This window comes from Psychrobacter sp. 1Y1 (assembly GCF_051847395.2).
Taxonomy (GTDB): Bacteria; Pseudomonadota; Gammaproteobacteria; order Pseudomonadales; family Moraxellaceae; genus Psychrobacter.
This window is the reverse complement of sequence record NZ_JBPYDF020000001.1, coordinates 1,415,208-1,439,063: the sequence shown is the minus strand read 5'-3', so window position 1 is coordinate 1,439,063 and position 23,856 is coordinate 1,415,208. Positions and strand designations below refer to the sequence as shown.

19 protein-coding genes are annotated in these 23,856 nt (G+C 43.1%); 5 read left to right on the top strand and 14 right to left on the bottom strand.

From position 1 onward, the window contains the following. Positions 1–167 precede the first annotated feature (167 nt). The 3 genes from ACS8FA_RS20055 to ACS8FA_RS20045 form a co-directional block, all read right to left on the bottom strand. Positions 168–692 carry a protein tyrosine phosphatase family protein gene (locus tag ACS8FA_RS20055; RefSeq protein WP_439265012.1) on the bottom strand — a complete coding sequence of 175 codons (525 nt, stop codon included), beginning with the start codon at positions 690–692 and terminating at the stop codon, positions 168–170. A gap of 129 nt (positions 693–821) precedes the next feature. After that, complete coding sequence (locus tag ACS8FA_RS20050; protein WP_439264953.1) at positions 822–1,730, bottom strand: MaoC family dehydratase; 909 nt, start codon at positions 1,728–1,730, stop codon at positions 822–824. A gap of 324 nt (positions 1,731–2,054) precedes the next feature. Further along, complete coding sequence (locus tag ACS8FA_RS20045; protein WP_165597289.1) at positions 2,055–3,455, bottom strand: 3-oxoacyl-ACP reductase; 1,401 nt, start codon at positions 3,453–3,455, stop codon at positions 2,055–2,057. Between the two features lie 548 nt (positions 3,456–4,003). Between ACS8FA_RS20045 and ACS8FA_RS20040 the strand changes: the two genes are divergently transcribed. Beyond that, positions 4,004–5,518, top strand: coding sequence for an acetyl-CoA C-acetyltransferase (locus ACS8FA_RS20040; protein WP_101205407.1), 1,515 nt, complete (start codon positions 4,004–4,006; stop codon positions 5,516–5,518). A 185-nt stretch (positions 5,519–5,703) separates the two neighbouring features. Further along, positions 5,704–6,783: a polyphosphate kinase 2 gene (gene ppk2, locus ACS8FA_RS20035; RefSeq protein ID WP_404692351.1), complete on the top strand. Its 1,080-nt coding sequence runs from the start codon at positions 5,704–5,706 to the stop codon at positions 6,781–6,783. 143 nt (positions 6,784–6,926) lie between these two features. Here ppk2 and ACS8FA_RS20030 read toward each other — a convergent pair whose 3' ends face one another. From ACS8FA_RS20030 to rsmG, 10 genes are all read right to left on the bottom strand, one after another. Then, entirely contained in the window at positions 6,927–7,274 is a 348-nt protein-coding gene (locus ACS8FA_RS20030; protein ID WP_101205408.1) for a PilZ domain-containing protein, read from the bottom strand. Between the two features lie 111 nt (positions 7,275–7,385). After that, positions 7,386–8,516, bottom strand: a complete 1,131-nt coding sequence (locus ACS8FA_RS20025; RefSeq protein ID WP_424510071.1) for a DNA polymerase III delta subunit-related protein — start codon at positions 8,514–8,516, stop codon at positions 7,386–7,388. Positions 8,517–8,620: 104 nt separating this feature from the next. Further along, positions 8,621–9,433, bottom strand: coding sequence for a 3-deoxy-manno-octulosonate cytidylyltransferase (gene kdsB, locus ACS8FA_RS20020; RefSeq protein WP_439264957.1), 813 nt, complete (start codon positions 9,431–9,433; stop codon positions 8,621–8,623). A 49-nt stretch (positions 9,434–9,482) separates the two neighbouring features. Continuing rightward, the gene (gene lpxK, locus ACS8FA_RS20015; RefSeq protein ID WP_439264959.1) at positions 9,483–10,613 is read right to left on the bottom strand and encodes a tetraacyldisaccharide 4'-kinase; all 1,131 of its coding nucleotides are present in this window, start codon (positions 10,611–10,613) and stop codon (positions 9,483–9,485) included. A 66-nt stretch (positions 10,614–10,679) separates the two neighbouring features. Continuing rightward, a complete protein-coding gene (gene msbA / locus ACS8FA_RS20010; RefSeq protein ID WP_439265014.1) occupies positions 10,680–12,401 on the bottom strand; it encodes a lipid A export permease/ATP-binding protein MsbA in 1,722 nt (573 codons plus the stop codon). A 141-nt stretch (positions 12,402–12,542) separates the two neighbouring features. Then, positions 12,543–12,974 (bottom strand): ExbD/TolR family protein, encoded by a 432-nt coding sequence (locus tag ACS8FA_RS20005; RefSeq protein ID WP_057759437.1) that lies wholly within the window; start codon positions 12,972–12,974, stop codon positions 12,543–12,545. A 65-nt stretch (positions 12,975–13,039) separates the two neighbouring features. Next, positions 13,040–13,765 carry a MotA/TolQ/ExbB proton channel family protein gene (locus ACS8FA_RS20000; protein WP_439264960.1) on the bottom strand — a complete coding sequence of 242 codons (726 nt, stop codon included), beginning with the start codon at positions 13,763–13,765 and terminating at the stop codon, positions 13,040–13,042. A 100-nt stretch (positions 13,766–13,865) separates the two neighbouring features. Beyond that, positions 13,866–15,035 (bottom strand): ParB/RepB/Spo0J family partition protein, encoded by a 1,170-nt coding sequence (locus ACS8FA_RS19995; RefSeq protein WP_439264962.1) that lies wholly within the window; start codon positions 15,033–15,035, stop codon positions 13,866–13,868. Between the two features lie 158 nt (positions 15,036–15,193). Continuing rightward, on the bottom strand, positions 15,194–15,973 hold the full coding sequence (locus tag ACS8FA_RS19990; RefSeq protein ID WP_439264964.1) for a ParA family protein: 780 nt from the start codon (positions 15,971–15,973) through the stop codon (positions 15,194–15,196). 238 nt (positions 15,974–16,211) lie between these two features. Then, positions 16,212–16,928: a 16S rRNA (guanine(527)-N(7))-methyltransferase RsmG gene (gene rsmG, locus ACS8FA_RS19985; protein WP_439264966.1), complete on the bottom strand. Its 717-nt coding sequence runs from the start codon at positions 16,926–16,928 to the stop codon at positions 16,212–16,214. 357 nt (positions 16,929–17,285) lie between these two features. On the opposite strand from rsmG, the gene ACS8FA_RS19980 reads away from it, so the two are divergent. From ACS8FA_RS19980 to ACS8FA_RS19970, 3 genes are all read left to right on the top strand, one after another. After that, a complete protein-coding gene (locus ACS8FA_RS19980) occupies positions 17,286–20,126 on the top strand; it encodes an AAA family ATPase (RefSeq protein ID WP_439264967.1) in 2,841 nt (946 codons plus the stop codon). A gap of 227 nt (positions 20,127–20,353) precedes the next feature. Continuing rightward, the gene (locus ACS8FA_RS19975; protein WP_439264969.1) at positions 20,354–21,496 is read left to right on the top strand and encodes a helix-turn-helix transcriptional regulator; all 1,143 of its coding nucleotides are present in this window, start codon (positions 20,354–20,356) and stop codon (positions 21,494–21,496) included. A gap of 97 nt (positions 21,497–21,593) precedes the next feature. Further along, positions 21,594–22,241: a TerD family protein gene (locus ACS8FA_RS19970; RefSeq protein ID WP_439264971.1), complete on the top strand. Its 648-nt coding sequence runs from the start codon at positions 21,594–21,596 to the stop codon at positions 22,239–22,241. A 127-nt stretch (positions 22,242–22,368) separates the two neighbouring features. Here ACS8FA_RS19970 and ACS8FA_RS19965 read toward each other — a convergent pair whose 3' ends face one another. Further along, a complete protein-coding gene (locus ACS8FA_RS19965) occupies positions 22,369–23,352 on the bottom strand; it encodes an ion transporter (protein WP_101205420.1) in 984 nt (327 codons plus the stop codon). Positions 23,353–23,856 lie beyond the last annotated feature (504 nt).

Genomic DNA, 23,856 nt, shown 5'->3' with positions numbered 1-23,856 from the left:
ATGATAGTAATACACAAGCTATATAAAATATTCGAACCAGTATAAATGAATTGTGAGCCAATAAAAAAGGCCACCTATTGGTCGCCTTTTTTATTATTTATTTCGATGATACTTTTAGAGTTTACTCACGTCTAAGACAGCACTAATATTCAATGCCACAAATCTAGTTAACGCGGTACTAGCAAGCGATTATGGACTTCTTGTTCAAGCTTGGTCAAGCCGTGACTACGTCCACGCTCCATAGCAGTATCCATCTTGCGACCACGCAACCAGCCTGCGCGTAGTGCAATGGCAGCCCCTACCCTGTTGCCTGAACCACAGTGCATGGCCATCTTTTTACCATGATACTGACGCAATATATTATCAAATGCCAATATTTTAAGTTGCTTTAGCTCTTCAGCGCCATTAATAGGCAGGTGCTCGTAGCTCATTCCTGCGCGCTCAACAGCGGCTGATTCATTAAAACTTAACTCATCCTCTGGCTGCAAATTAATCACCAATTCAACGCCAGCTTTTGCTAAGGCGGCGACTTTTTCCTCATTTAACGCGCCGCACACAATAGTATTGGCATCCGGACGAAAATAAGGCTCAAAGACAGCGGACAAATCAACACCATTGTCAGAATCGCTATGGTCATCACTTGGGATATCAGTGACAGCGTTGTCATTAGCAGCTACTGTATCAATAGTCATTGATCTGTCAGCTTGATCCGTACTTATCGCGCTATTTTGTGAATTCATGTTTTGTGCAGTCATAATGATAAACGTGTTGGTTAAATATGGCTATTAAGATATAGGTTCTGATACGTCGTACAATACTTGCTACTTGCTATTTAATGTCACGACACCCGCCAAATGTGGCTTACTGTTTTTGGAGCTATATAAGCCAAAATCACAGGTATCGCCGACACTTTCAAGCTGAGCGATTGGCTGCGCAATAAGCTCTACTTCAGCTGGCAAAAAGATAGGCAGCTTAAATGAGACGTCAATTGTATAAGTATCAGGCAAGTCACCCATCAGAGCAAGGCACTTAGCCTTTGACCACATACCATGTGCAATCGCTTTAGGAAAACCAAACGCACGTGCTGATAGCGGATGCAAATGAATCAAGTTAAAATCGCCTGAGACAAAAGCATAACGACGACCGATATCTTCTGGCACTTCAAAAATGCTATGAACACCTGCTTCGTTTACTTCAGGCTTGACCATGACCGGACGCGGAGCGCTCTTCTTATCTTTACTGCTAGGTTTCTTGCTACGTGATAAATAAGTCGATGTACCTTCCCAGATGACTTCATCTTCTGACTTTACGATAGTGACAAAGTCAAACTGCTGACCTTGAGCATGATCACGCAGGTTATCAAAAGTGACCGACATTGCTACCGTTTCACGCTCTCCAATCGGGCGATACTGGGTAACACTATTATCAACGTGAACAAGACCTAGCATGGCAAATGGGAATGGCTCTTTGACCATCATGTTCATCTGCAGCGTCTGTGACAATACCGAGAAGTAAGTCGCTGGCACTTTACCATCATCAGCAAAACCGCAAATTTTGCGATAGTCGTCTAGGTTTTCTTGATCGATATGCAAGTCATCTACATAGTAAGTAGATTGTGGCAACTGGTCTCTACTGACCTTGCCACCATTACCGATAGGCAATAAGCTTTTGACAATATTGGCGTAAGTGGTGTGCGCTTTTGGCAACGCATCATAATGTTTGTCTGACATAAGTACATCCTAAGTGTGGCTTGAACAAGTTCTTTAACGTATATAAAGACAATCTGCAGTCATTGACTAAAGCCTACTATTAAATCATCTAATAAGCATTAAATTTAATCAACCTCATGAGTATCTTTAATAGCAAAAAATAGTTTGGCTATTGGTTCTTGTGTTTTTATCATAAAAAAGCCACCCTTGGGCAGCTTTATTACACTTTATCAGAGATTATTTCGTAAGCATATGTGATACAAACGAGGAATAATAGCTCATATGATACAACTACTGTCTCTATCTGTACCTTATTTCTCACATATACCTGTCAATTAATCAACATTATGCACCAAGTAAGCTTTGACCACAGACGCGAACCGTGTTGCCATTTAGACCGCCAGACGCAGGTGAAGCAAACCATGCGATAGTCTCAGCCACATCTACTGGTAAGCCGCCTTGGCTCATTGAGTTCATGCGGCGACCAGCTTCACGAATAGCAAATGGAATGGCTTCTGTCATTTGGGTTTCGATGAAACCAGGAGCGACTGCATTGATCGTCATGCCTTTAGCATTGTCTTCTAATTGCTTGGCAGTTGCGTTAACCAAACCAATTACCCCAGCTTTAGAAGTGGCATAGTTGGTCTGACCCATGTTGCCCGCGATACCTGAAATTGAAGACACACATACGATACGTGCGTTTTCTTTCAGTACGTCATTGTCCAACAAGTAGCGGTTCAATCTAGCGATACTGCCTAAGTTGATATCAATGACCATGTTCCATTTTTTCTCATCCATCTTAGCCAATGTCTTATCACGAGTCACGCCAGCATTATGGATGATTGAATCTAGGCCACCACGTTTTTGGGCAGCGTCAGCGATTTCTGCACCAGCGTTTTCACTAGTGATATCTACCGTCAAAGCAGAACCACTGATTTCGCTAGCAACTTTTTGTAGGTCAGCTTGCTGCTGTGGTACATCTAGACAGATAACATGCGCCCCTTCACGAGCCAATACGCGAGCGATAGCTTCGCCAATACCGCGACTTGCGCCAGTCACTAGCATCGTCTTGCCGCCCAAAGGCTGGTTCCAGTCGACATCAACTGAACTGCCTTTACTGACACGTACTACTTGTCCTGATACATAAGCTGAACGAGCTGAGGTAAAAAAGCGTAAGGTTGAATCTAGGTTTTGCTCTGCGCCTTCTTCAACATAAATCAGCTGCGCTGTGATACCGCGCTTAAACTCTTTACCCACTGATTTCACAAAACCTTCAAGCGAGCGTTGAGCCATTGCAGATTCAATATCAGTGATGTTCTCTGGCGTACGACCAACCACGACCACACGACCTGATTTTTCTACGCGGCGTGCAACTGTATGGAAAAACTCATAAAGCTCTTTTAGCTGTTCAGCATTGCTGATGTTGCTGGCATCAAAAAGCAGTACTTTGAATTGATCATCGCCGCCCGTGTTAGCTTTTGCCTCAACGCCTGCATCAGCAAGTGCGTCTTTGATATCATCACTGCTGTTTACATATACTTCGGCATGGACGTCTGACAGGATACGGGCAACAGACTCACTGACACTCTTGTCATCACCAGTAGCACGGCCAACCAATACGCTACCACGCACTAGACGCTCACCGCTTTCGAAACGATCAAGCGTCGTTGGCATCGGCAAACCTAAGTTTTTTGCTACTTTTTTGCCAATAGAAGATTGAACAAAATCACCATAACGGTCTGACATAATATAATCCTTATAATTAATGATTCGTATAATAATAAAAAATGCAATGAATCTATTATATAGAGACATTGACATCGTAATTATTTAAATTTAGTAAATCGCCTCAAAACTAGCCTAACTATACACTTCCCTTATAAACAAGTCCAAAAACAGATAATGTCTACAACAATCTGTAAACAAGTCAGTATACAAGCCAGTCGTTTTTAGCAGCGTTAAGCGCCACTATAACATGTTAAAATCTGACCTATAGGTTATGGCATACTTAATTATTGATAACAATATATTATCAAACGTACTGTTATGCAATGCTAATATTTCTTACTAGCCAGTCTATTAGAGCGATGCGTCATGGTCATGAATCTACTACCGACCTCATACAAGCGTCACATAGTTTGCTAAAGAGATACATTAAGTGAATAAAAACGCCTTATGATAAACAGCTGTACTGCGTAATAAATGATAATATTTGCTTGTATAAAATAACTTAACTATTTTTTATTATTACCTATCACTTTTTACTTCTACCCATACTTTTTAAGGATAATATTATGAGTAATAAAAACAATCATCCAGATAGCCCTGTTGTTGAAAGTACAGTTGTTAAAGCAACGGATACAAAATCAGATACAGCAAAAAAAGAAAACGCTGCAAAAAGCACCTCGACTAAAGATACTAGCGCTAAAGAAACTGCTAGCAAAAAAGCGGTCGATGAAAAAGTGGAAACCACTGCTGCTAAAAAACCTGCTCCAGCTAAAAAAGCCAGCGCGAGCAAACCAGCTTCAAACCTAAACCGTGTTGCTATTTTAGGTGGTAACCGTATTCCATTCGCGCGCTCAAATGGATCATACGCTGATGTTAGCAACACAGATATGCTAACAGCTGCATTGGACGGTTTAGTTGAGCGTTATAACCTGCAAGGCGAAACAGTAGGTGAAGTGGTATCTGGCGCAGTCATGAAACTTAGCCGTGATATCAACCTTACTCGTGAAGCCACATTAAATACCGCGCTAAACCCACATACGCCAACTTATGATATCTCACAAGCTTGCGGTACTGGCTTACAAGCGACCTTTGCTTCTGCTAACAAGATTGCACTTGGTCTGATCGATTCGGCAATCACTGGTGGTGTAGATACTACTTCTGACGCTCCTATCGCTGTCGGCGATGGCTTACGTAAAGTACTGATCAAACTTGGTGCAGCAAAAGACAATAAACAACGTCTAAAAGCGTTAATGGGTCTAAATCCAAAAGACTTAATCGATTCACCGCAAAACGGTGAGCCGCGCACTGGTTTATCAATGGGCGATCATCAAGCGATTACCACGCTTGAGTGGAATATCAGCCGTGAAGCGCAGGATGAGCTTGCATTTAACAGCCATCAAAACCTAGCACGCGCTTATGACGAAGGTTTCTTTGACGACTTGATCACGCCGTATAAAGGCCTGACTCGTGATAACAACTTGCGTCCAGATACTACATTAGAAAAACTGGGTAAGTTAAAGCCAGTATTTGGTAGAAAAAATGCCAATCCAACGATGACAGCTGCCAACTCTACGCCGCTTACTGATGGTGCTTCTTGTGTACTACTAGGTACTGATGAGTGGGCAAAAGAGCACGGGCTAAAACCATTGGCTTATATTGTCCATCAAGAAACCGCAGCAGTAGACTTTATCGGTAAATCTGGCACTACAGAAGGCTTACTAATGGCACCAGCTTATGCGGTACCACGTATGCTTGAGCGCGCTGGTCTGACTCTACAAGACTTTGACTTTTATGAGATTCATGAAGCCTTCGCTTCACAAGTACTATCAACCTTAGCTGCTTGGGAAGATGAGAAATTCTGTGAAGAGCGCTTAGGCTTAGATGCACCACTAGGTTCTATCGATCGCAGCAAATTAAACGTAAACGGTTCATCACTAGCGGCAGGTCATCCATTTGCAGCAACTGGTGGTCGTATTTTAGCTACTGCTGCTAAATTATTGGATCAAAAAGGTTCGGGCCGGGCACTTATCTCTATCTGCGCAGCAGGTGGTCAAGGTGTGACTTGTATCCTAGAAAAATAAGCTTGGTTACTTTTAAGTGAAAAAGATACGCTGACTTATTATTTTAATCAGTACATATCTATTAATAAAAAATGCCCTTTAATTTATTTAAAGGGCATTTTTTATTGTCTGTACTTTGCTATGATAGAAACGACCTAGATAGTAGCCTCTTAAAAAAGCCGATACGCAAAACAAAGGTAATATTTATGGGTAAGACAAAAATTTTATTAAGAAAAATGAGGCAAGTCATTTTTGGCTCTGAAAAACTGGTGATGACAGAACCGCTTGCAACCGCTGATTTTCAATCTCTAACGACTGAGGAGGATATAGATCGGTACCATCAGGAACAAGCCATTCTTACTGAACGCATCGAAAAAGACATTCTTGATGATGATTTACGTCGAAAAATGCACCAAGACTTAATCGATACATATGATGAAGAACTAGAAAATGAAATAGATGACTATGCACGTGACTTTCGTTTTAACGGACGTGAGATGAGCGAGCAAGAAAAACTGGATCGACGCACCTACTTTCAAGAGTTGGTACGACTACAGCGAGAACTGATAAAACTACAAGATTGGGTCGTTGATCGCGGTGAGCGTATCGTCGTTATCTTTGAAGGGCGGGATTCTGCTGGTAAAGGTGGTGCCATTAAACGCATTACCCAACGATTAAACCCACGCGTGTGCAGGGTAGCTGCCCTGCCGGCTCCCACTGAGCGTGAGCAAACACAGTGGTACTTCCAACGTTACGTGGCCCACTTGCCTGCAGCAGGCGAAATCGTATTGTTTGACCGTAGTTGGTACAACCGCGGAGGCGTTGAGCGTGTTATGGGGTTTTGTACTGACGCGCAATATGAAGAATTTTTTCAATCAGTACCAGAGTTTGAGCGTATGCTCGTACGCTCAGGCATTCGCTTAGTAAAATACTGGTTTTCTATCACTGATGATGAGCAACATGCACGATTTATGAGCCGAATATATGATCCGCTTAAGCAGTGGAAACTCTCACCAATGGACCTACAGTCGCGCAGACGCTGGGAAGATTACACCAAAGCGAAAGAAACCATGTTTGAGCGCACTCATATTCCTGAAGCACCCTGGTGGGTTGTCGAAGGCAATAATAAAAAACGTGCTAGGCTGAACTGTATTGCCCATTTGCTCGACCAAATCCCTTACAAAGAAGTGCCTCGTGACGAAATTGAGTTACCCAATCGCAAACGCGATGATGAGTACTACCGCGAACCTATTCCCGATGATATGTATGTGCCGCCTCGTTATTAAGCGACTAGCGCCTACTACTATAAAAATTTAAAGAAACTTGATCTAAAAAAGCAGCCTTACTAAATAATAAGGCTGCTTTTTTATATTAATAAGTTAAAAATCACAGCCAAACTCATCAAAGATACAGGTGTGATTTCTAGATACTACATAGTATAAGTCGATTGCAAGCTATCTATTTTTCCTGCTAGTAGGCGCTCAACTTCATTCTTGATTCTTTGGCCAGAGACATCACTACCAATTTGCACAGCAAACCCTGCTGGGCGACTGCCTTGACTCTTAGAGTTAATCCAAACCACCTTACCATTCATTGGTAGGCGTTCACTAGAGTTAGGTAGGGTGATAGCAATAAACACCTCATCACCCAATTGCTGAGGTTTGTCAGACGGTACAAACAAAGCGCCATTACTGACAAATGACAAATAGCTGGCATATAACATTTCGATACTTTCATAATGACAGGTTAAAATCCCGCCACGTCCTGGCATTGCCATAGTCAGCTTCCTTCATCAACTGGGTTTAATATGTTTATATAAATAATCGATAGTATATAGTTAAGAACAATTGCGAATTTTCGAGCACTAATTAAATGCTCAAGCATGGCTCTATAAGCTTGCCAACTCTTGCATTAGCTTATCATAGGCAAATTTTTCTTGCACATTTTGTTGCAGTGCAATTTTGGTCTGCTGTACGCTGTTGGCAAATGCCTCTAACCCGCTATCAGTAGGCTGATAAGTCGCCAATATCGTTGATAGATTGACATCCTTTTGTAGTTCAACAAGGCCCAAACAGACACGGCGTATATCAAGAAGCATCAGCTCAGACAGCTGTATAAACTCTTTAATATTGAGCTGACCTTGCCAATAATCACTTGCCGCCACACCACTACGTTTACCACTACGTAGCGCCTGCCATGTGGTCAGCCATAGGCTGCGCTTGCTATACCATGATGCTTGCGCCAAAGCGATAGCAGCTAACGGCGCACCATTGGCCAGTTGTATCAACTGCTCAATCGCAGCGGTACCGACGGCTTCGCGATTAATCGTATGACCTAACGCCTGCGTCACGTAATCGACAGCAACAGTCGGCTCAATTGTCTGTAGTGCCAACTGTTGCACACGACTCTTAATTGTTGGCAATAGTTGAGCAGGCGTATCACTAATCAAAAATAGATGCACCTGCGCTTGTGGTTCTTCCAATGTCTTAAGCAGCGCATTAGCAGCGGCCACCGTCATTTTTTCAGCGTGATCTAATACACAGATGCGCATCCCTTGCCCGCCTTGATAAATAAAAGGCTGCAAGGCACGAATATCATCTACTTTGATTTTAAGAGCGCTATTGCTAGTAGCTTTAGCGCCTTTTTTATCTTTTGTACTGCTTGATTTTTCTTGAAGCGCATCGCTCTCGGCACTGATAGGCATACTAACGAGTGGTAATACTTGTAGGCTCGGATGAGTTCCCGACTTGAGCCATTGACAGCTCTCACATACTTCACAAGCACCTAGTGGGTGTGTACCACGCTCACGGCATAATAGCCAAGCGACCAATCGCCATACAAAGGCGCGTTTACCCATACCTTGCATACCAGCAGCGAGCAATGCATGCGGCAAAGACTGCTGCTTAAGTACGCGCTCGGTCAACTGTAACCACAATACTTTTTGCCATGGCAATAGTGGCGCAAAATACATACGGTCTGTGTTATCTAGTGCGTCCATATTTCCTGTCAAATTATTCATGGTTATGGCTCTGTCACATTGATTAGGTACTTTAGGTATAGCCACGACAACAATACTTTAGCGTTGTAGAAAACTTAGAATCACACGCAACTTTGCTCAGACTATTACTTAGTAGAGTTATGAAAGTTATCTAAGCTCATCGCGTTTAGACGGTCTAAATCTTCTTGTGTATCGACGCCAGCTGGTAACTGACAGCCAGCTTCTGCGATGGCGATATGCTGACCGTTTTCTAAAACACGTAATTGCTCTAAGCTTTCAAGTATCTCAAGTGGCGTTTGTGGCCAGTTTACGAACTGCTGTAGTAGACTGACACGATAAGCGTATAAACCCAAATGGCGATAGGCGTTCTTTGGTGGTTGCATCTGATTATTATCAGCCAATACAACATCACGATCACAAGGAATCGGTGCGCGGCTAAAGTAAAGCGCACGCTGTAAGTTGTTCGCAAATTGGTTGACCACTTTTACTACCGATGGCCGCTGGAACGTATCATAGTCATCGATAGGCTCACAAAGTGTGGCCATCACGCTATCCTCATCCGCTACCAAAAGCGCCTGTACTTGCTCCAAAAGCAAGGGCGGTACAAGGGGTTCATCGCCTTGCATATTCACCACAATATCGTGGTCAGCCCAACCTTTGATAGCTGCTACCTCTGCCAAACGATCCGTACCTGAAGCATGCTCGCTACTGGTCATAACCACATCAAAACCTGCATCGGTGCAAACTTTTGCGATTTGCTCATCATCAGTCGCTATACACATGTCATCGGCAAAACTTGCTGTCTGCGCTTTTTCTGCTACCCAAAGTATCATTGGCTTACCATGAATAGTTAGCAATGGCTTACCAGGTAGCCGTGTACTCTTAAAACGTGCAGGAATCACGATATGGGTTTTGGTAGGTGTGGTGGCGAACGACATGGCGTATTCCTATAAAAGTGGTACGGCGATTTAAAATATTAGCTGATATTTATAATGAGGCTGACGTGTTCATATCATGGTCGTTACGAATCCCTAGCGCCTTTAGCTGCGCATCTAGATTATGATAACTATTCTCTGATAATACAGCCGTCACTGGCAACATCCATAGTCTACTGACAAGTTCTACATACTCATCACTGAGTGCTTGTGTCGCTGTATAGTCTGCCAATAATGCGCTGATTTTTACCGCATCTTTACTGGTTACGATGATAGGATAATCACCATACTGCAAAAGCTCAGCCAAACTAAAATCATAATGGTCAGGGTAAGGATGCCCTATGACCTCAAAGCCAATGGACTCTAAGGTATCAAAAAACCGCTGCGGATAGCCGATACCACTAACAGCATGGACGCGGCTGTTATTAGGAGGCTTTACACTATTTAGTTTTGCTGCGCTCAATGTAGGATTCCATAGGCGCTGTAACTCACCAGCTTGCAAATGCATGGTCAAACGATCAGCAGACCGTATCTTACTACCACTTTTAGAAGTCAGAGTTAAATCCGTATTTGGTTTTTCATGATAGATAACATTTGCACCCTCTAACCGTGACACTGGCTCACGCAAAAAACCCGTTGGTAATAGTTGCTTATTACCAAACCCACGGGCGGCATCTACCACAATCCATTCGATATCACGCTGTAGTGCATAATGCTGCAAACCATCATCTGCAATAATCAATTGCAAATCAGGCGCTGCATTTAACAGAATGGCAATCGCTTGCTGACGATTGGGGCACACTGCCATAGCAGCGCCTGTCATATGAGCAATCAAGCACGGCTCATCCCCTACTACATGGGGTAAACTGGTAGCACTAACCAATGCAGGCATTTGACTCGTATCACCGCCATACCCGCGACTGATCACCCCTACTTTTATACCTTTCTTTTGCAGATAGCTGACCAGAGCAATAATCAGCGGCGTCTTACCACTACCGCCGACACTGATATTACCAATGACCATCACGGGAATAGGTGCCCGATAGCTTGATAATAGGCCGACGTTATAAGCTTGACGACGCAAGAAGGTGATGAAACCGTATAACCAACTAATAGGTAGCAACAACCACAACCAAACAGCTTGACGTTGCCATGCGCGGGTGATTGTCGTCTCAATACTCATTAATCAATGTCGCTTATCTTATTGGCTCATGGCTGCATGAAAATTGGCTGGAAACTTCTAAATTGACTACTCGAAATCTCGAGCATACATTTGCGCATAGTGGCCTTGCAGTTTCATTAGCTCATTGTGCGTTCCTAACTCAACAATCTGGCCGCCATCCATCACAGCAATACGATCCGCTGATTCGATAGTCGTCAGTCGATGGGCAATAACCAATGTGGTGCGGTCTTTCATCACATTATCGAGCGCTTGCTGGATATAATACTCAGACTCATTATCAAGCGCGCTAGTGGCTTCATCTAAAATTAGAATCGGCGCATCCTTTAACAGCGCACGAGCAATAGATAATCGCTGACGCTGACCACCAGATAACTGCAACCCTTCAGCACCAATTTCGCTTTGATAGCCGTTTGGCATTTTCATAATAAAATCATGAGCAAAAGCTTCTTTCGCTGCTCGCTCAACTTCAGCTTGAGTCTTGTCAGCTAGGCTGCCGTAAGCAATATTATTAAGTACGGTAGTATTAAACAATACTACTTGTTGGTTCACCATTGCAATCTGGGCACGCAAACTCTCTAACTTAATATCTTCAATAGGCATACCATCCAATGTGATTTGCCCTGAAGACGTCTCTAGAGTACGTGTTAATAAATTGACTAGTGAGGACTTGCCCGCGCCACTTCGCCCTACTAGTGCAACTGTCTCGCCTGCTTTAATATTCAAGGTAAAGTCACGTAGAGCCACCGTCGAATCTGGATATACCAAGCTGATATTATCTAACGACATTTGCCCTGATAGCGCTTTGCTGATTGTGCCCGTGTCTTCTTCTTCTGGCTCATCAAGTAGCGCAAAAATCGACTCACCGGCAGCCAGACCTTTTTGCAGCTTCTGATTAATATCGGTTAGTGAACGTACTGGCTTACTCAATAAACCTGCTGCTGCAATGTAAGAGATGAACTCACCTGCTGAAATATCATCTATTACTGCAGGTCGCAACGCAAGCCAGACGACAACGGCCATCGCAACCGCCATCAACAGCTGTACGGCTGGCGTATTAATACTATTGGTAACAACCACCTTCATACCTTGGCGTAAGTTTTTCTTGGATGTTTTGTCAAAACGTGCTGACTCGTATGATTGACCACCGTAGTTTTTGACCACTTGATAGCCGCCGATGACTTCATTGGTAATGTGACTGACATTACCCATCGTCTCTTGGATACCTTTTGAGAGCTTAAGATAGCGCTTTGATGCAATGCGCACCAGCCATAGTATTGGTGGCAGTACCACAAATAGAATAAGCGTTAGACGCCAATTGCTATAAAACAAAAAACCAATCAACGCGACAACGGTCAAACCATCACGCAGCAAGGTCTTCATTGAGTCTGTACTGGCAGCCGTGACTTGCTCAACATCAAATATCAATTTCGATGAAATCGTACCGGCTGGATTGGCCAAATAAAATGAACTAGGCAAGCGCAGTAATTTATTGAAAACTTCTACACGTAGCTCATAGACTAAGTTGCGTGAGACCAATGCAGAGTAATAGTTACCCAAAAAACTACCAACCCCGCGCACAAAGAATAGCAATATAATCAATAGTGGAAATAAGGTTTGTTTGCTTCGATCATTCTGATTGATAGCATCAGTAATATATTGCAGAAGCTTGGCAGTCCAAATCTCTGTCCCTGCATTAATCGCAAAACCTAAAGCCGTCAATAGCAATGCCCACCAGTAAGGCTTTAAATACCTTAATAAGCGTAATAGTGTCTTACTCTTAGGCGTAATGGGCGATACTGCCGATGCATTTTTAGCAGAAGATTTTTTAGAGTCAGGTAAATAAGCTTGGCTCATAAAAGCCTCAATTTGGGTATCATGGTATGAATGGGCTGTGTGTCACACAGTTTTATGATGATAAGACTATATCTGTTATTGCGGCAGCGTTTGGCCAAGTGGTACCACTGTACTAATGTTTAAATTCAAAAACCCGAGCTTTCCAGCGATATCCATCACTCGTACCACAGACTGATGAGTCGCATTGGCATCCGCTGCAATGACAAATAGCATATCGCGATTGCTGCCCGCCTCTTGCTGCAACATACTGGTCAGTTCAGCCTCATTGCTACTAGCAAGTGTAATGCCGTTGACCAAATAGCTACCATCTTCTTGCACAGCTACTTCGATACTGTTGTTTTGTTCTGTCAGTGCGACACCTTCCGCTTCAGGAAGGATAATATTTAAACGACTAAAGTGATTAAATGAGGTAGCAAGTAATAAAAACACAATCAAAAACAGTAAACAATCAATCATCGGTGTTAGATTAATTTCAAGTGGTTCAACCGTTGGTTTTCTAAAACGCATATCAATCTCTTTAATTCAGCTACCATTTATAGGCTCAAGACATCTATTCTTTAAAACCGCATTGACTACACTGCCGCTATGCTAGTCTTATCCGAATCCAACGCACCGAATGAACGCTCTTGCACAATACTATCTTCTATTGACAGACGGCTAGAAGATGTAGATGGCTGCGTACTAGCAAGCAAGTGATAATCATACAGCTCTTGAATCATAAGACCTGCTTGAGTCTCAAACTGAGCATTAATATCAATGATACGGCGCTGAAAATAACGATAAGCAACCAGCGCAGGGATAGCAACAATCATACCTGCAGCGGTAGTTATTAGTGCCTGTGATACACCAGCGGCTAGCATCGTCGGATCTTGCATTGCGCCATCGGTAATCGCTAAGAATGAAGAGATGATTCCTAGTACCGTACCTAATAGACCAAGTAACGGAGCTATCGCACCGATAGTGCCTAACATATTGATGTTTTTTTCCAACTGATGAACTTGGACGCTGGCACGATTTTGCATGTGCATCGTCATCGACTCTAGCCCATACTGACGATATAGCAACCCCGTTGCCAAGATATCGCCAAGCGCCGTCTTTTCTTTTACATTCATCAATTGTGTGCGGCCAATATCGCCATTTTCACGTAAACGAGTTATTAGCTGTTCGCGTAACCTGCTAGGAGCGACTTTGTTAAACTGCAGCGTATGACTACGCTCAATGATAATAACCAAAGCCAATACAGAGCAAACAACGATAGGTGTCATTAGCCAGCCACCTGCTTTTACCAATTCCCACATACTCACTCTCTTCCGTATTTTTGCAAAAACGATCACTACAAAATAATTATTACAGAGGCGATTTAGCGTTTGGATAGATACAGCTAACTCGCAAACGTTATTAAGCCTGAGCTTCTATATGTTTGATCAACGCAGCTAATTGGTCTTGATTGTGGAAAAATATCTCAACACTACCTTGACCATCTTTTTTATGTTTTAGTTTGACTTCAGCACCAAGCATGTCTGTTAATCTCTGGGTTAAACGCTCTACATCACGAGATTGCGCTTGTTCAGCACGATTGATTTTGGGCGCTGGCTGCAAGATGGATTTGACCAATTTTTCTGCTTCTCGCACGGTCATACCGCCATCGATAATCTTTTGCGCGATGATAGGTTGTTGTTCAGAGGACAATGCTAAAAGTGTACGAGCATGACCCATATCTAGCGCACTGTTGGCTAAATGGTCTTTTACTGTATCATGCAGCTGATTTAAGCGGAGTAGATTCGATACTGTCGTACGCGCCTTGCCGACGACTTCAGCGATCATGGCATGACTCATACCAAATTCCGTATGAAAGCGCTGCAATGCTGCCGCCTGCTCAATCACTGATAAGTCTTCGCGCTGAATATTTTCAATCAGTGCTAATGCAATTGCCAACTCATCAGATAAGGCGCGCTCAATCGCGGGAATGACCGCTTTTCCTGCCATTTTTGCTGCACGCCAGCGGCGTTCACCAGCGATAATTTCGTGAGTGACAAATGCTTCACTCTTATCCTCATTTGCCAACAGTGGACGGATAACGATAGGCTGCATCACGCCATGCTGCTCGATAGAAGACGCCAATTCTGCAAGTGCTGTCTCACTCATATCACGACGAGGCTGGTACTTACCTGCTTGCAAGCGTGTGACATCAATCTGCACAAGGCTAATCTGGTCTTCGGTTGCGCTCGTATCTGCACTATTGCCACGCGATTTGTTGAGCGACGCCTTGCTAGTAGCACGAGGTGAACGTGGCGCGCGAGTGCTATTCTCACTAGCAGCATCGTTATCAGTAGTCTTCGCAGATGATTTTTTACTGGCTTTTGTCGGAGTGATATCAGGCGCTATATCCGTAGACACAGTATCTACAGGCGCATTAGTCTCTACAGGCACATTAATATCTGGCGCAGCATTTTCTCGCGCCACCATGTCGTCTTGCAAGGCAGAGGCGGTAATTTGCTTTTCTTTTTTGATTGACCCTAATAAGGCATCTAAGCCCCGATTAGCAGCCAACCCTCTTTTCTTCGCCATGATTACCTATCCTCTAACGCTAAAATAAAAGCCAATTGATTACTGGTGCGGCTTACTAAATACAATGTTAAGTGTTCTATACTTATGCTATTCATTCACTGTGCTGATCAGTGACGCTTTTTATCTAAAAATCCTTTGTGAGAGACTTTAGATAAAAACTAGTTGCTTTGTTTCATCACTTCAGCGGCCAGCTTTTGATACGCGCGTGCGCCTTTTGACCACCTCTCATACGCAATAACTGGTAAGCCGTGCGCAGGAGCTTCTGCCAAGCGAATATTTCTTGGAATATGAGTCTTGTACATGATATCGCCAAAGTGCGCTTCTAGCTCAGTAGAGACATCACGGGCAAGCGTGTTACGCGCATCAAATAGCGTTCTGACCACACCGCGAATATATAGCTTAGGGTTCAACTCTGTTAGGCGATCAATCGTTTGTGATAAGTCAGCCAACCCTTCTAGTGCATAATACTCACACTGCATAGGGATAATCACACTGTCCGTAGCCACCAACGCATTAATCGTCAGTAGATTCAAACTAGGTGCACAATCGATAATCACATAATCGTATGGCTGTTTTTGTGTAGATACCTGATCGTTAACCAATTCAGCCATCGCTGTTTTGAACAGCTCATGACTATCTGTCTTACTCATTAAGGTAATGTCCATGCCAGCCAAATCGCGATTGGCACCGATGACATCGAACCCTGCAGGACTAGTAACAATTGCTTCAGACAACGCGACACCATCTAGCAAAACGTCCGCTATGGTAAGATCTAACTCGTTTTTGTCAACACCTGTACCACTGGTCGCATTACCTTGTGGGTCTAAGTCAATCAGCAGTACATGCTTGCGTTTAGCGGCCAAGCTGGCGGTCAAATTTACTGCCGTTGTGGTTTTACCCACACCGCCTTTTTGATTCGCAATGGCTATGATTTCCATACACTCACTCAATTTTATTAGGGTCTATTACTTTTGACTCGGTTGGTACGATTATTTTTGTTCAATCTTGTGCAGCGACACTCGCTCAGTATTTAGAAATCAGCCATTTATGATCTAAAATGCTCAGTTTGCGGTCGAGCATTTTAAATGCTTTTAAATACTATGTCATTTAGATACAGACGTAAACTGTGTTTCACAAAAAACAGTGCCTGTTTCATGACTGCGAAGTGTTTATACCTTAGCTATCTTTGGCAGACATTTCAATTAAATGACGACTGTCGTGCAAACGTGGCACTGTCAGTTTAATAGTTTTAATATGCCAATCACTATCGAGTGCTTGCAGCTCTTCCTCACTCGGCACTTTGCCTTTCATAGCACATAAGAAGCCGCCATCTGCCAATCTCGGCTGCGCTACTTCTACAAAATCTATCAAACTGGCGAACGCTCGCGATGTCACCACCGCATAGCTTGCTTCATGCGCTTCAATACGCGATGCAATCGGCTGCATATTACTCAAACCAAGCTCGCTGCTGATTTGCTTAATAAAGCGAATTTTCTTCTGATTGCTATCAAGCGCAGTACACTGACGCTCAGGCTGACAAATGGCAATAATAACTGCCGGCAACCCTGCTCCCGTGCCGATATCTAGCAACGATCCGGCAGGTAAATGCGTTATAATAGACAGACAATCTATCACATGCTTGATCAGCGCTTCTTCTGGATCAGTGATCGCGGTCAGATTATACGCCTTATTCCATAGTAAAAGCTGGTCTAAGTACAATAATAACGTGCGCTGCTGCGTTTCACTTAACGACAGACCCAGCTCATTTATCGCTTGCGCCAAGATATTGGCCAACTTTGGCAATTGCGAACCAAGCTTTACGAAACCAGCCGGATCAATATTGATATTACCCATACTAGCAGACGATGAAAAGTTTTTAGCGGAAGCTGACATACAACGAGTTATCCAGTTTTGACTTGTGAACCGTTTATTTTATCATGCAGTCTGCCCATTGAATAGTTGCAGATTGCGCCAATGTGGGACATCTTATACTATCTACGCTTATCATGAGGCGTTATTCTGCTTTGATTGCCTCCAATTCGCTGATTAATTCATTCGTTTTTTACCAGTTTTACTCAGGCATTTGTCTAAATATGATACAAAACTGCGCTTAATGACTTCGCTAATAGGTGACTATATCTTGTAAGATGTCATGATTGATTATAAAAAACTCAGAATACGCATGACTAGATAAAACCAATCACTTCTCATATTCCTTTAATACTTTTTAAGATGATTTTTCAAACGCCTATGACAGAACAACCCTACACCCCTATATCGCAAGTATCAAAAGACGCTAACAATATGGTAGTACCTACTACCGATACAAAAAATACTAAGCAAACAGCACCTGATACCCCAAACCCTATCTTCACAGAAGTTCAGCAAAATTGTCGCATTTCCGCTGAGCAATTAAAACGCTATAGCGACCCTGATGAATTGCCTACAGATACTCGCACTGCGCCTGACTTAGATGTAGGCTTCGGTCAACAACGCGCGCTTAAAGCATTACATACAGCGCTAGATATCAAAGCCAGTGGCTACCATGTATTTGCCGCTGGTGAGAACGGTTTGGGTAAGCGTACTGTGATTAGTCGTCTTTTGACGCGTATCGCTGCTGACGCGCCGACGCCTGATGATTGGGTATACGTGCATAACTTTACCGATCCACGCACACCATTGGCGCTACGTCTACCAGCTGGTCAAGCCTCGCTATTACAACAGCAAGTTAATAACTTATGGCAGCAAGCAAAAAAGCGTTTAAGCCAACGCTTTCGTAGCGATCAATACCAGAGCAAAATCGAAGCCATCAAAAACAGTACTCATCAAAAAGAAAGTCATGCCTATGACGCGCTTAATGCTGAAGGCAAGCAATATGACCTAGCATTGACGTTTCGCTCGTTTGATAATAAAGCCGTATTTGTTCATCCTAGTCAACTGCCTACAGAAAGCAACAGTGATGATAACCAACAGGTAGAAACACCTAACAATCAAAAAAAATCAGAAAAGCTCGATGATAGCGAAAAAGTTAATATTTTGAGCGAAAAAAATAATGAGCGTAAGGAAAACCAAGATTCTACATATGGCAATAATGAGTATGAAGCTGAGCTGAATAACTTTGTACAAAAAAACCATATGCAAAAGCGCCTGAGTCAATTGACTATTGCTTTAGAGCAATTAGAAGACGAAGCCAACGATGAGATAGAGGCATTACATCGTAGTATTGCCCAACGTGCTTTACAGCCATTATTTACTCCTATTTATGAGCAGTTTGCGACTCATCCACTTGTCGTGGCATATCTCAAGGCTGTATTTGATGACATGGTCACTCACGTAGAGCGTATCGTTAATGGCGATGATGAAGAGTTTGTGACGGCAGTATTGGCTACGACGCCCAGTCGTTATGCGGTCAATGTTATTGTCAGTCACACACCTGACAGTGGCGCACCCGTGGTTTTTGAAGATTTGCCAACCCATCTCAATTTATTGGGGCATGTCGAGCAAATCACCCAATTAGGCACAGTAACCACTGACGTGAGTATGATTCGTGCAGGTGCTCTACATCGCGCCAATGGCGGCTATTTACTGTTAGAAGCCAGCCACGTCCTTGAGCATCCTTATGCATGGCAGGGCTTAAAGCGCGCATTACAATCACGAAAAATAAAACTGTCTAGTCTAGAGCAAATGCTGACGCTAACCGGTAGCTTATCTCTCTCACCAGCGCCTATTGATTTAGATATCAAAGTTATCTTGTTAGGTGAAGCAGATTTATATTACGAGCTGCTAGAGCTTGAGCCTGAATTTGATGCGGTATTCAAAGTCCGAGCTGACTTTCATGACGATGTGCCTCGTACCATTGAGCATGAATTGGCATTGGTCGCAAAAATGGCTGATATCATTGACTACGCCAACCTTTACCCGTTTGATAGTAGTGCGCAGGCCACGCTACTTGAGCATTTAAGCTTGCAAGCTGAAGAGCAAGACCGTTTGAGCCTACACAGTGACTTATTGATTAAACTATTGCATGAATCAAACCGTCACGCGCGTTTAAATAGCGATGATATGGTAACGGCAGATCATGTCACTCAAGCAATCGATGATATGGATGAGCGTTCAGGATATTTGCGCGATCTGTACTGGGATGAGCTGAAAAACGGCCAACAGCTGATCCAGACGCAAGGCAATGCTATCGGACAAGTTAATGCGCTTACTGTGGTCAGTTATGCTGATAGTGAGTTTGGCATGCCAGCACGGCTTACTGCGGTCATTCAGCCCAATATTGGCACAGGTGAAATTCTTGATATTGAGCGTGATGTAGACTTGGGCGGTAGTTTACACGCCAAAGGCATGCTGATTATGACCAGCTATTTGCGAGCGTTATTTAGTCAGCATCATGCACTGAATTTTAGTGCCTCACTGGCGTTCGAGCAAAGCTACGCACAAATCGATGGCGATAGTGCTACTGTGAGCGAAGGCTGTGCATTGCTATCCGCATTAGCAAACGTCCCCATCAATCAGTCTCTCGCGATTACTGGATCTATGAACCAGCTAGGCGAAGTACAAGCAGTTGGTGGCATCAATGCCAAAATCGCAGGTTTCTTCGACGCTTGCCGCGAGCAAGAGCTAACAGGCGATCAAGGCGTTGTCATTCCGATGGCCAATGTCAAACAACTGATGCTACGTGACGACATTATCGATGCGGTAAATAGAGGCAAATTTCATATCTATGGCGTCTATACTCTAAGTGAGGCCCTGACGCTGATGACTGGCTTGCCCATCGACACCATGAATAAGAAAGGCCGTTATCGTAAAGATACTTTATTTGGCAAAGTATTAAGCCGTCTGATGCTGTGGGATGAAAACCAGGAAAACACTGATGACATCGATGATGAAAAGTCCAAAAAGAAAGCGAAGAAAAAGCGTAAAGAAAAACGTCAAAAGAAAGAAGGTAAGAGAATAAAAGAAAAGCGTAAAGATGAGAGAAGTAATGAGAAATGCAGCGAGGAAAGTAACAAGCAAAGCGATGCTAAGCCTATTGATGACACCCTAAACGATAGCGAGACAACAGCTGTCGATGAGGATGGCAATTAAAATTTAAACGGTACTACCGATACGTACGCACATTGCTGTTCGACTAGATTCATTGTTATATCTATGGCTAGATCGAACAGTAACCATCGAATAGCAACCTTCAAATAAACATACGCATGCATGAACGTCGCTAGACGCTACGCTGCTTTTCTGCGATGATTAACGGTTCCTGATCGAGCAATATCGTGCCAGAAACCGACTTGTAACTTCATAAAGGGTATCTCTTAATGACTGTACATCCTACTGATGCTGATAACATCCAAGCTCAGTCCAATCCTAGTGAGCAGGCAGGTGCGCTTGCAGCTGTAGACACTGGCACCTCAAAAGAGGCCAATGCCGCCAATATTAGTGACAATCGGCATGGTGCGGCAACGACTGCACGTCAATGGCAGGTACTATCACAACTACAGCGCAATCGCTGGGTAGGCACCACGCATATTTATGAGCAGCTGATGATGGCAGGCTTTGATATCAGCCTACGTACTGTCCAACGTGATTTGAATGCCCTTGCCAAACGCTTCCCTATCGAAAAAAACAATGCCAACCCCCAAGGTTGGCGCTGGAAAGAGGACGCACCATTACAAAGTTTGCCGCATATGAATTTATCACAAGCGGTTGCTTTTAATATGGTCGAGGCCAATCTGACCCAGTTACTGCCACCTGTTATTTTAGATGAATTATTTCCTTGGTTTGACTTAGCACGGCGACAGCTGAAAAACAGCAAAGTAACCCACTCTTGGATAGACAGAGTGCGTATCGAGCCTGCCACCCAGCCGCTTATTGCACCAGATATAGATTTGGATAGTAAAGACAATATTTACCACGCGCTATTTTATCAGTTGCAGATTCATGCTTGTTATACTCGTAGCAACAAATTACAAGCCAGCGAATACATCCTAAATCCAATCGCAATTATCCAGCGTGGCGTGATTATCTATCTACTGGCAACTCGTACCGACGATCCAGAAGCCACCATTCGCACCTTTGCCTTACATCGTTTTGATAGTGTTGAAATTCTCGAAACCGCTGCAAAAACACCGGAGAATTTTCAACTTGATACGTACTTAGATGAAGGTAGCATGGGCTTTAGCCACCCACTATTTGGCGAATTGGACGAGCGTGGCAAAAATACTGCTGTTGAGCTTAGGTTTACTAGGCAAGCAGGTAAAAGTATGACTGAAAGTAAGCTTAATGACGATCAAACCGTGACGCTAAATGAAGATAACACCCTTACTGTAAGAGCCACTATTAACTTAACCTCACAGCTGGTCTGGTGGCTACGTGGATTTGGTAACGGGTTATTAGACGCTAAGCCTGAGCTACTCTATCAAGCAGTATTAGATAAGTCTTCGGCAGCAATCAGTGAGTGACATCACTGACCTGAGATAGGCTAACATCCGCACACCTTATGTAAGCAAGCACCAGATCTAGATAACGGTTAAAAACTAAGAATAAAAAAGGAAAGTTATGTCGACCACTGCCCCATCACCACTGTTGTCAGATAATTTACGAGGACTGGGACTAGACGCAGGAACATTGTTCTTTGCGCTCAATTATGAATTTACCAAAATTGAGCCGAAAGGCATGTTTAAGCGCTTCAAAAAGAATCAAAGCGCGATGGATATTGATTTGGCTTGCGTATTATATGATGATAATTGTGTCATCAGTGACATCGTTTGGTTTAAGCAATTACGAGATAGAGCTGAGTCGGTCAAGCATCAAGGAGACAGCTTAAATGGTAAGGATCGCGGCGAACAAGCCATGTATCTTGCTCCGCTTGATCAAGAGCAAATCAGATTGGAACTCGAAAAAATTCCTGCTCATATTACTCATATTGGCTTAATTGCTAACTCATACCATGGCCATTCGTTTTCTAGAGTCAAGAAAGGCGAAATTCATCTAAGTGACGATGAAGGAAACCGTTGTTTCGAAGTCAACCTTAAGCAGCTCCCACGCGACTGCACCACGCTATGGGTAGCCCATTTGCGTCGATCTGTTGATGATTGGCACTTAACATTGCAAAACTTACCACTCACTGCAGAAAGTCTAGCAGATGCAGCACAAGAAGTAGCTCATGAGTTAGCACGTGCATTGCCTATTCCTCAGGGAATATAAGAGCAACTGGTCATCGCATATAAAAGAGGTCTTATGCTATCCAAACATAAGACTTCTTTTTATGGTCAAAATATTAATTGTAATTAATTGCTAAAAACCTATCTGTTCTAAAACATTTTACACTGGCCTATAAAACTTCACCGCAATGCGGACAGAAGTTCTTTTGGCGCGTCTCAACTTCTTTCTCACGCCGTTCAAGCTCTTGCTCTCGAAGTACCTGTAAGACGATATTTTGTGCCTGCTCTTTATCTAAACCCAGCTCTCGACGAATTTTATCAATCATCATCTGATTCTGTACCAGATCAAAATCGCTATCAATGAGCTGCTCACGAAAATGCTGTTCAAGCTCTTCACGGCGCTGGGCCAACTCATTTGCTAGTCCTGTCGCTAGAATACCAGCCGGTAGGGCTGCGAGACCAACGCCCAATATCGTAATGACCGCCCCCAATATTTTGCCCGCATTAGTAATTGGCGTGACATCTCCGTAGCCTACTGTTGTCAGTGTCACCACAGCCCACCACATCGCTTTAGGTATGGACTCAAACTCGTCTGGCTGTGCGTGGTTCTCTACCAGATAAATACCGCTAGAGGCGGTCACAATCATAATGATAAGAATAAAGATAACAGCCTGAAATGAGCCTCTCTCTTTACTAATCACGACTAGCAAAATACGCATGGAAGCAAAATAACGAGTTAATTTTAGGATTCGAAACAAGCGTAAAATACGTAAGAAACGCAAATCAATGTTGACAAAGAAATTCAAAAATGCTGGCACGATGGCTACTAAATCAATCAACGCTGATGGGCTTCTAATCCAATCCCAACGCTGTTTCCACGTCGTATTGTCAGGCTTGGCTTCAGCGACACTCCACAAACGCAATAAGTACTCAACAGAAAAAACAACGATAGAAAAGTTTTCAAATAAGGTGAAGTAATCTTGATAAGGGTAATACCATTGATCGACAGACTCCGCTATCACAGCGGCTACGTTAGTCATGATCAAAAATATGAGAAAGTAATCGACGTAACGGCTAAATAACGTGTCATGTTCTTCATTTTGTAAAATATCATAAACAAAATGACGCAAGCGCCGTATAGATTGGAATAACATGCCAGCCCTATATAGTGGTATACCGATTTAGTATTAATAAAATTAAGCAACTATCATAAACTACTTGCAAGGCTTATTCACAATAATCCGCATTCTCACTTAATAGATTTTCTGATAAACACTGGTGTATTGGGTATTGATATTATCAGCTGACTAAACAAAATATAAATAATAAATATAGATTGATACCAACAGTATAAACACAATCAATAGCATAGAGAACCTCAAGAATTGCTCGTAACTACGAAGCTGCTGACTTATATCTTGAGCTGGTATTAAATGTAAGTGACATTTCGGACAACAAGAATCCACTTGGTTCAATAACTTTGTATTGCGCGCATTTTGACAGCGTAGAGGCGAATTACTGCAATAACCAAGCATTATATATTGCACCTCTTGTTGAATCGTAAATAAGAGATACCGACTTACGTCAATGACACTTACTTAAAAAGCAGCTTTTGCTGTGTTTAATTATAGACTGTAGACAATTGAATTACACGTAAA

Excerpts from the sequence above, each read along its gene's own strand:
- ACS8FA_RS20055 (WP_439265012.1), bottom strand. The coding sequence starts at position 692 with ATGACTATTGATACAGTAGCTGCTAATGACAACGCTGTCACTGATATC.
- ACS8FA_RS20050 (WP_439264953.1), bottom strand. The coding sequence starts at position 1,730 with ATGTCAGACAAACATTATGATGCGTTGCCAAAAGCGCACACCACTTAC.
- ACS8FA_RS20045 (WP_165597289.1), bottom strand. The coding sequence starts at position 3,455 with ATGTCAGACCGTTATGGTGATTTTGTTCAATCTTCTATTGGCAAAAAA.
- ACS8FA_RS20040 (WP_101205407.1), top strand. The coding sequence starts at position 4,004 with ATGAGTAATAAAAACAATCATCCAGATAGCCCTGTTGTTGAAAGTACA.
- ppk2 (WP_404692351.1), top strand. The coding sequence starts at position 5,704 with ATGGGTAAGACAAAAATTTTATTAAGAAAAATGAGGCAAGTCATTTTT.
- ACS8FA_RS20030 (WP_101205408.1), bottom strand. The coding sequence starts at position 7,274 with ATGGCAATGCCAGGACGTGGCGGGATTTTAACCTGTCATTATGAAAGT.
- ACS8FA_RS20025 (WP_424510071.1), bottom strand. The coding sequence starts at position 8,516 with ATGAATAATTTGACAGGAAATATGGACGCACTAGATAACACAGACCGT.
- kdsB (WP_439264957.1), bottom strand. The coding sequence starts at position 9,433 with ATGTCGTTCGCCACCACACCTACCAAAACCCATATCGTGATTCCTGCA.
- lpxK (WP_439264959.1), bottom strand. The coding sequence starts at position 10,613 with ATGAGTATTGAGACGACAATCACCCGCGCATGGCAACGTCAAGCTGTT.
- ACS8FA_RS20005 (WP_057759437.1), bottom strand. The coding sequence starts at position 12,974 with ATGCGTTTTAGAAAACCAACGGTTGAACCACTTGAAATTAATCTAACA.
- ACS8FA_RS20000 (WP_439264960.1), bottom strand. The coding sequence starts at position 13,765 with ATGTGGGAATTGGTAAAAGCAGGTGGCTGGCTAATGACACCTATCGTT.
- ACS8FA_RS19995 (WP_439264962.1), bottom strand. The coding sequence starts at position 15,035 with ATGGCGAAGAAAAGAGGGTTGGCTGCTAATCGGGGCTTAGATGCCTTA.
- ACS8FA_RS19990 (WP_439264964.1), bottom strand. The coding sequence starts at position 15,973 with ATGGAAATCATAGCCATTGCGAATCAAAAAGGCGGTGTGGGTAAAACC.
- rsmG (WP_439264966.1), bottom strand. The coding sequence starts at position 16,928 with ATGTCAGCTTCCGCTAAAAACTTTTCATCGTCTGCTAGTATGGGTAAT.
- ACS8FA_RS19980 (WP_439264967.1), top strand. The coding sequence starts at position 17,286 with ATGACAGAACAACCCTACACCCCTATATCGCAAGTATCAAAAGACGCT.
- ACS8FA_RS19975 (WP_439264969.1), top strand. The coding sequence starts at position 20,354 with ATGACTGTACATCCTACTGATGCTGATAACATCCAAGCTCAGTCCAAT.
- ACS8FA_RS19970 (WP_439264971.1), top strand. The coding sequence starts at position 21,594 with ATGTCGACCACTGCCCCATCACCACTGTTGTCAGATAATTTACGAGGA.
- ACS8FA_RS19965 (WP_101205420.1), bottom strand. The coding sequence starts at position 23,352 with ATGTTATTCCAATCTATACGGCGCTTGCGTCATTTTGTTTATGATATT.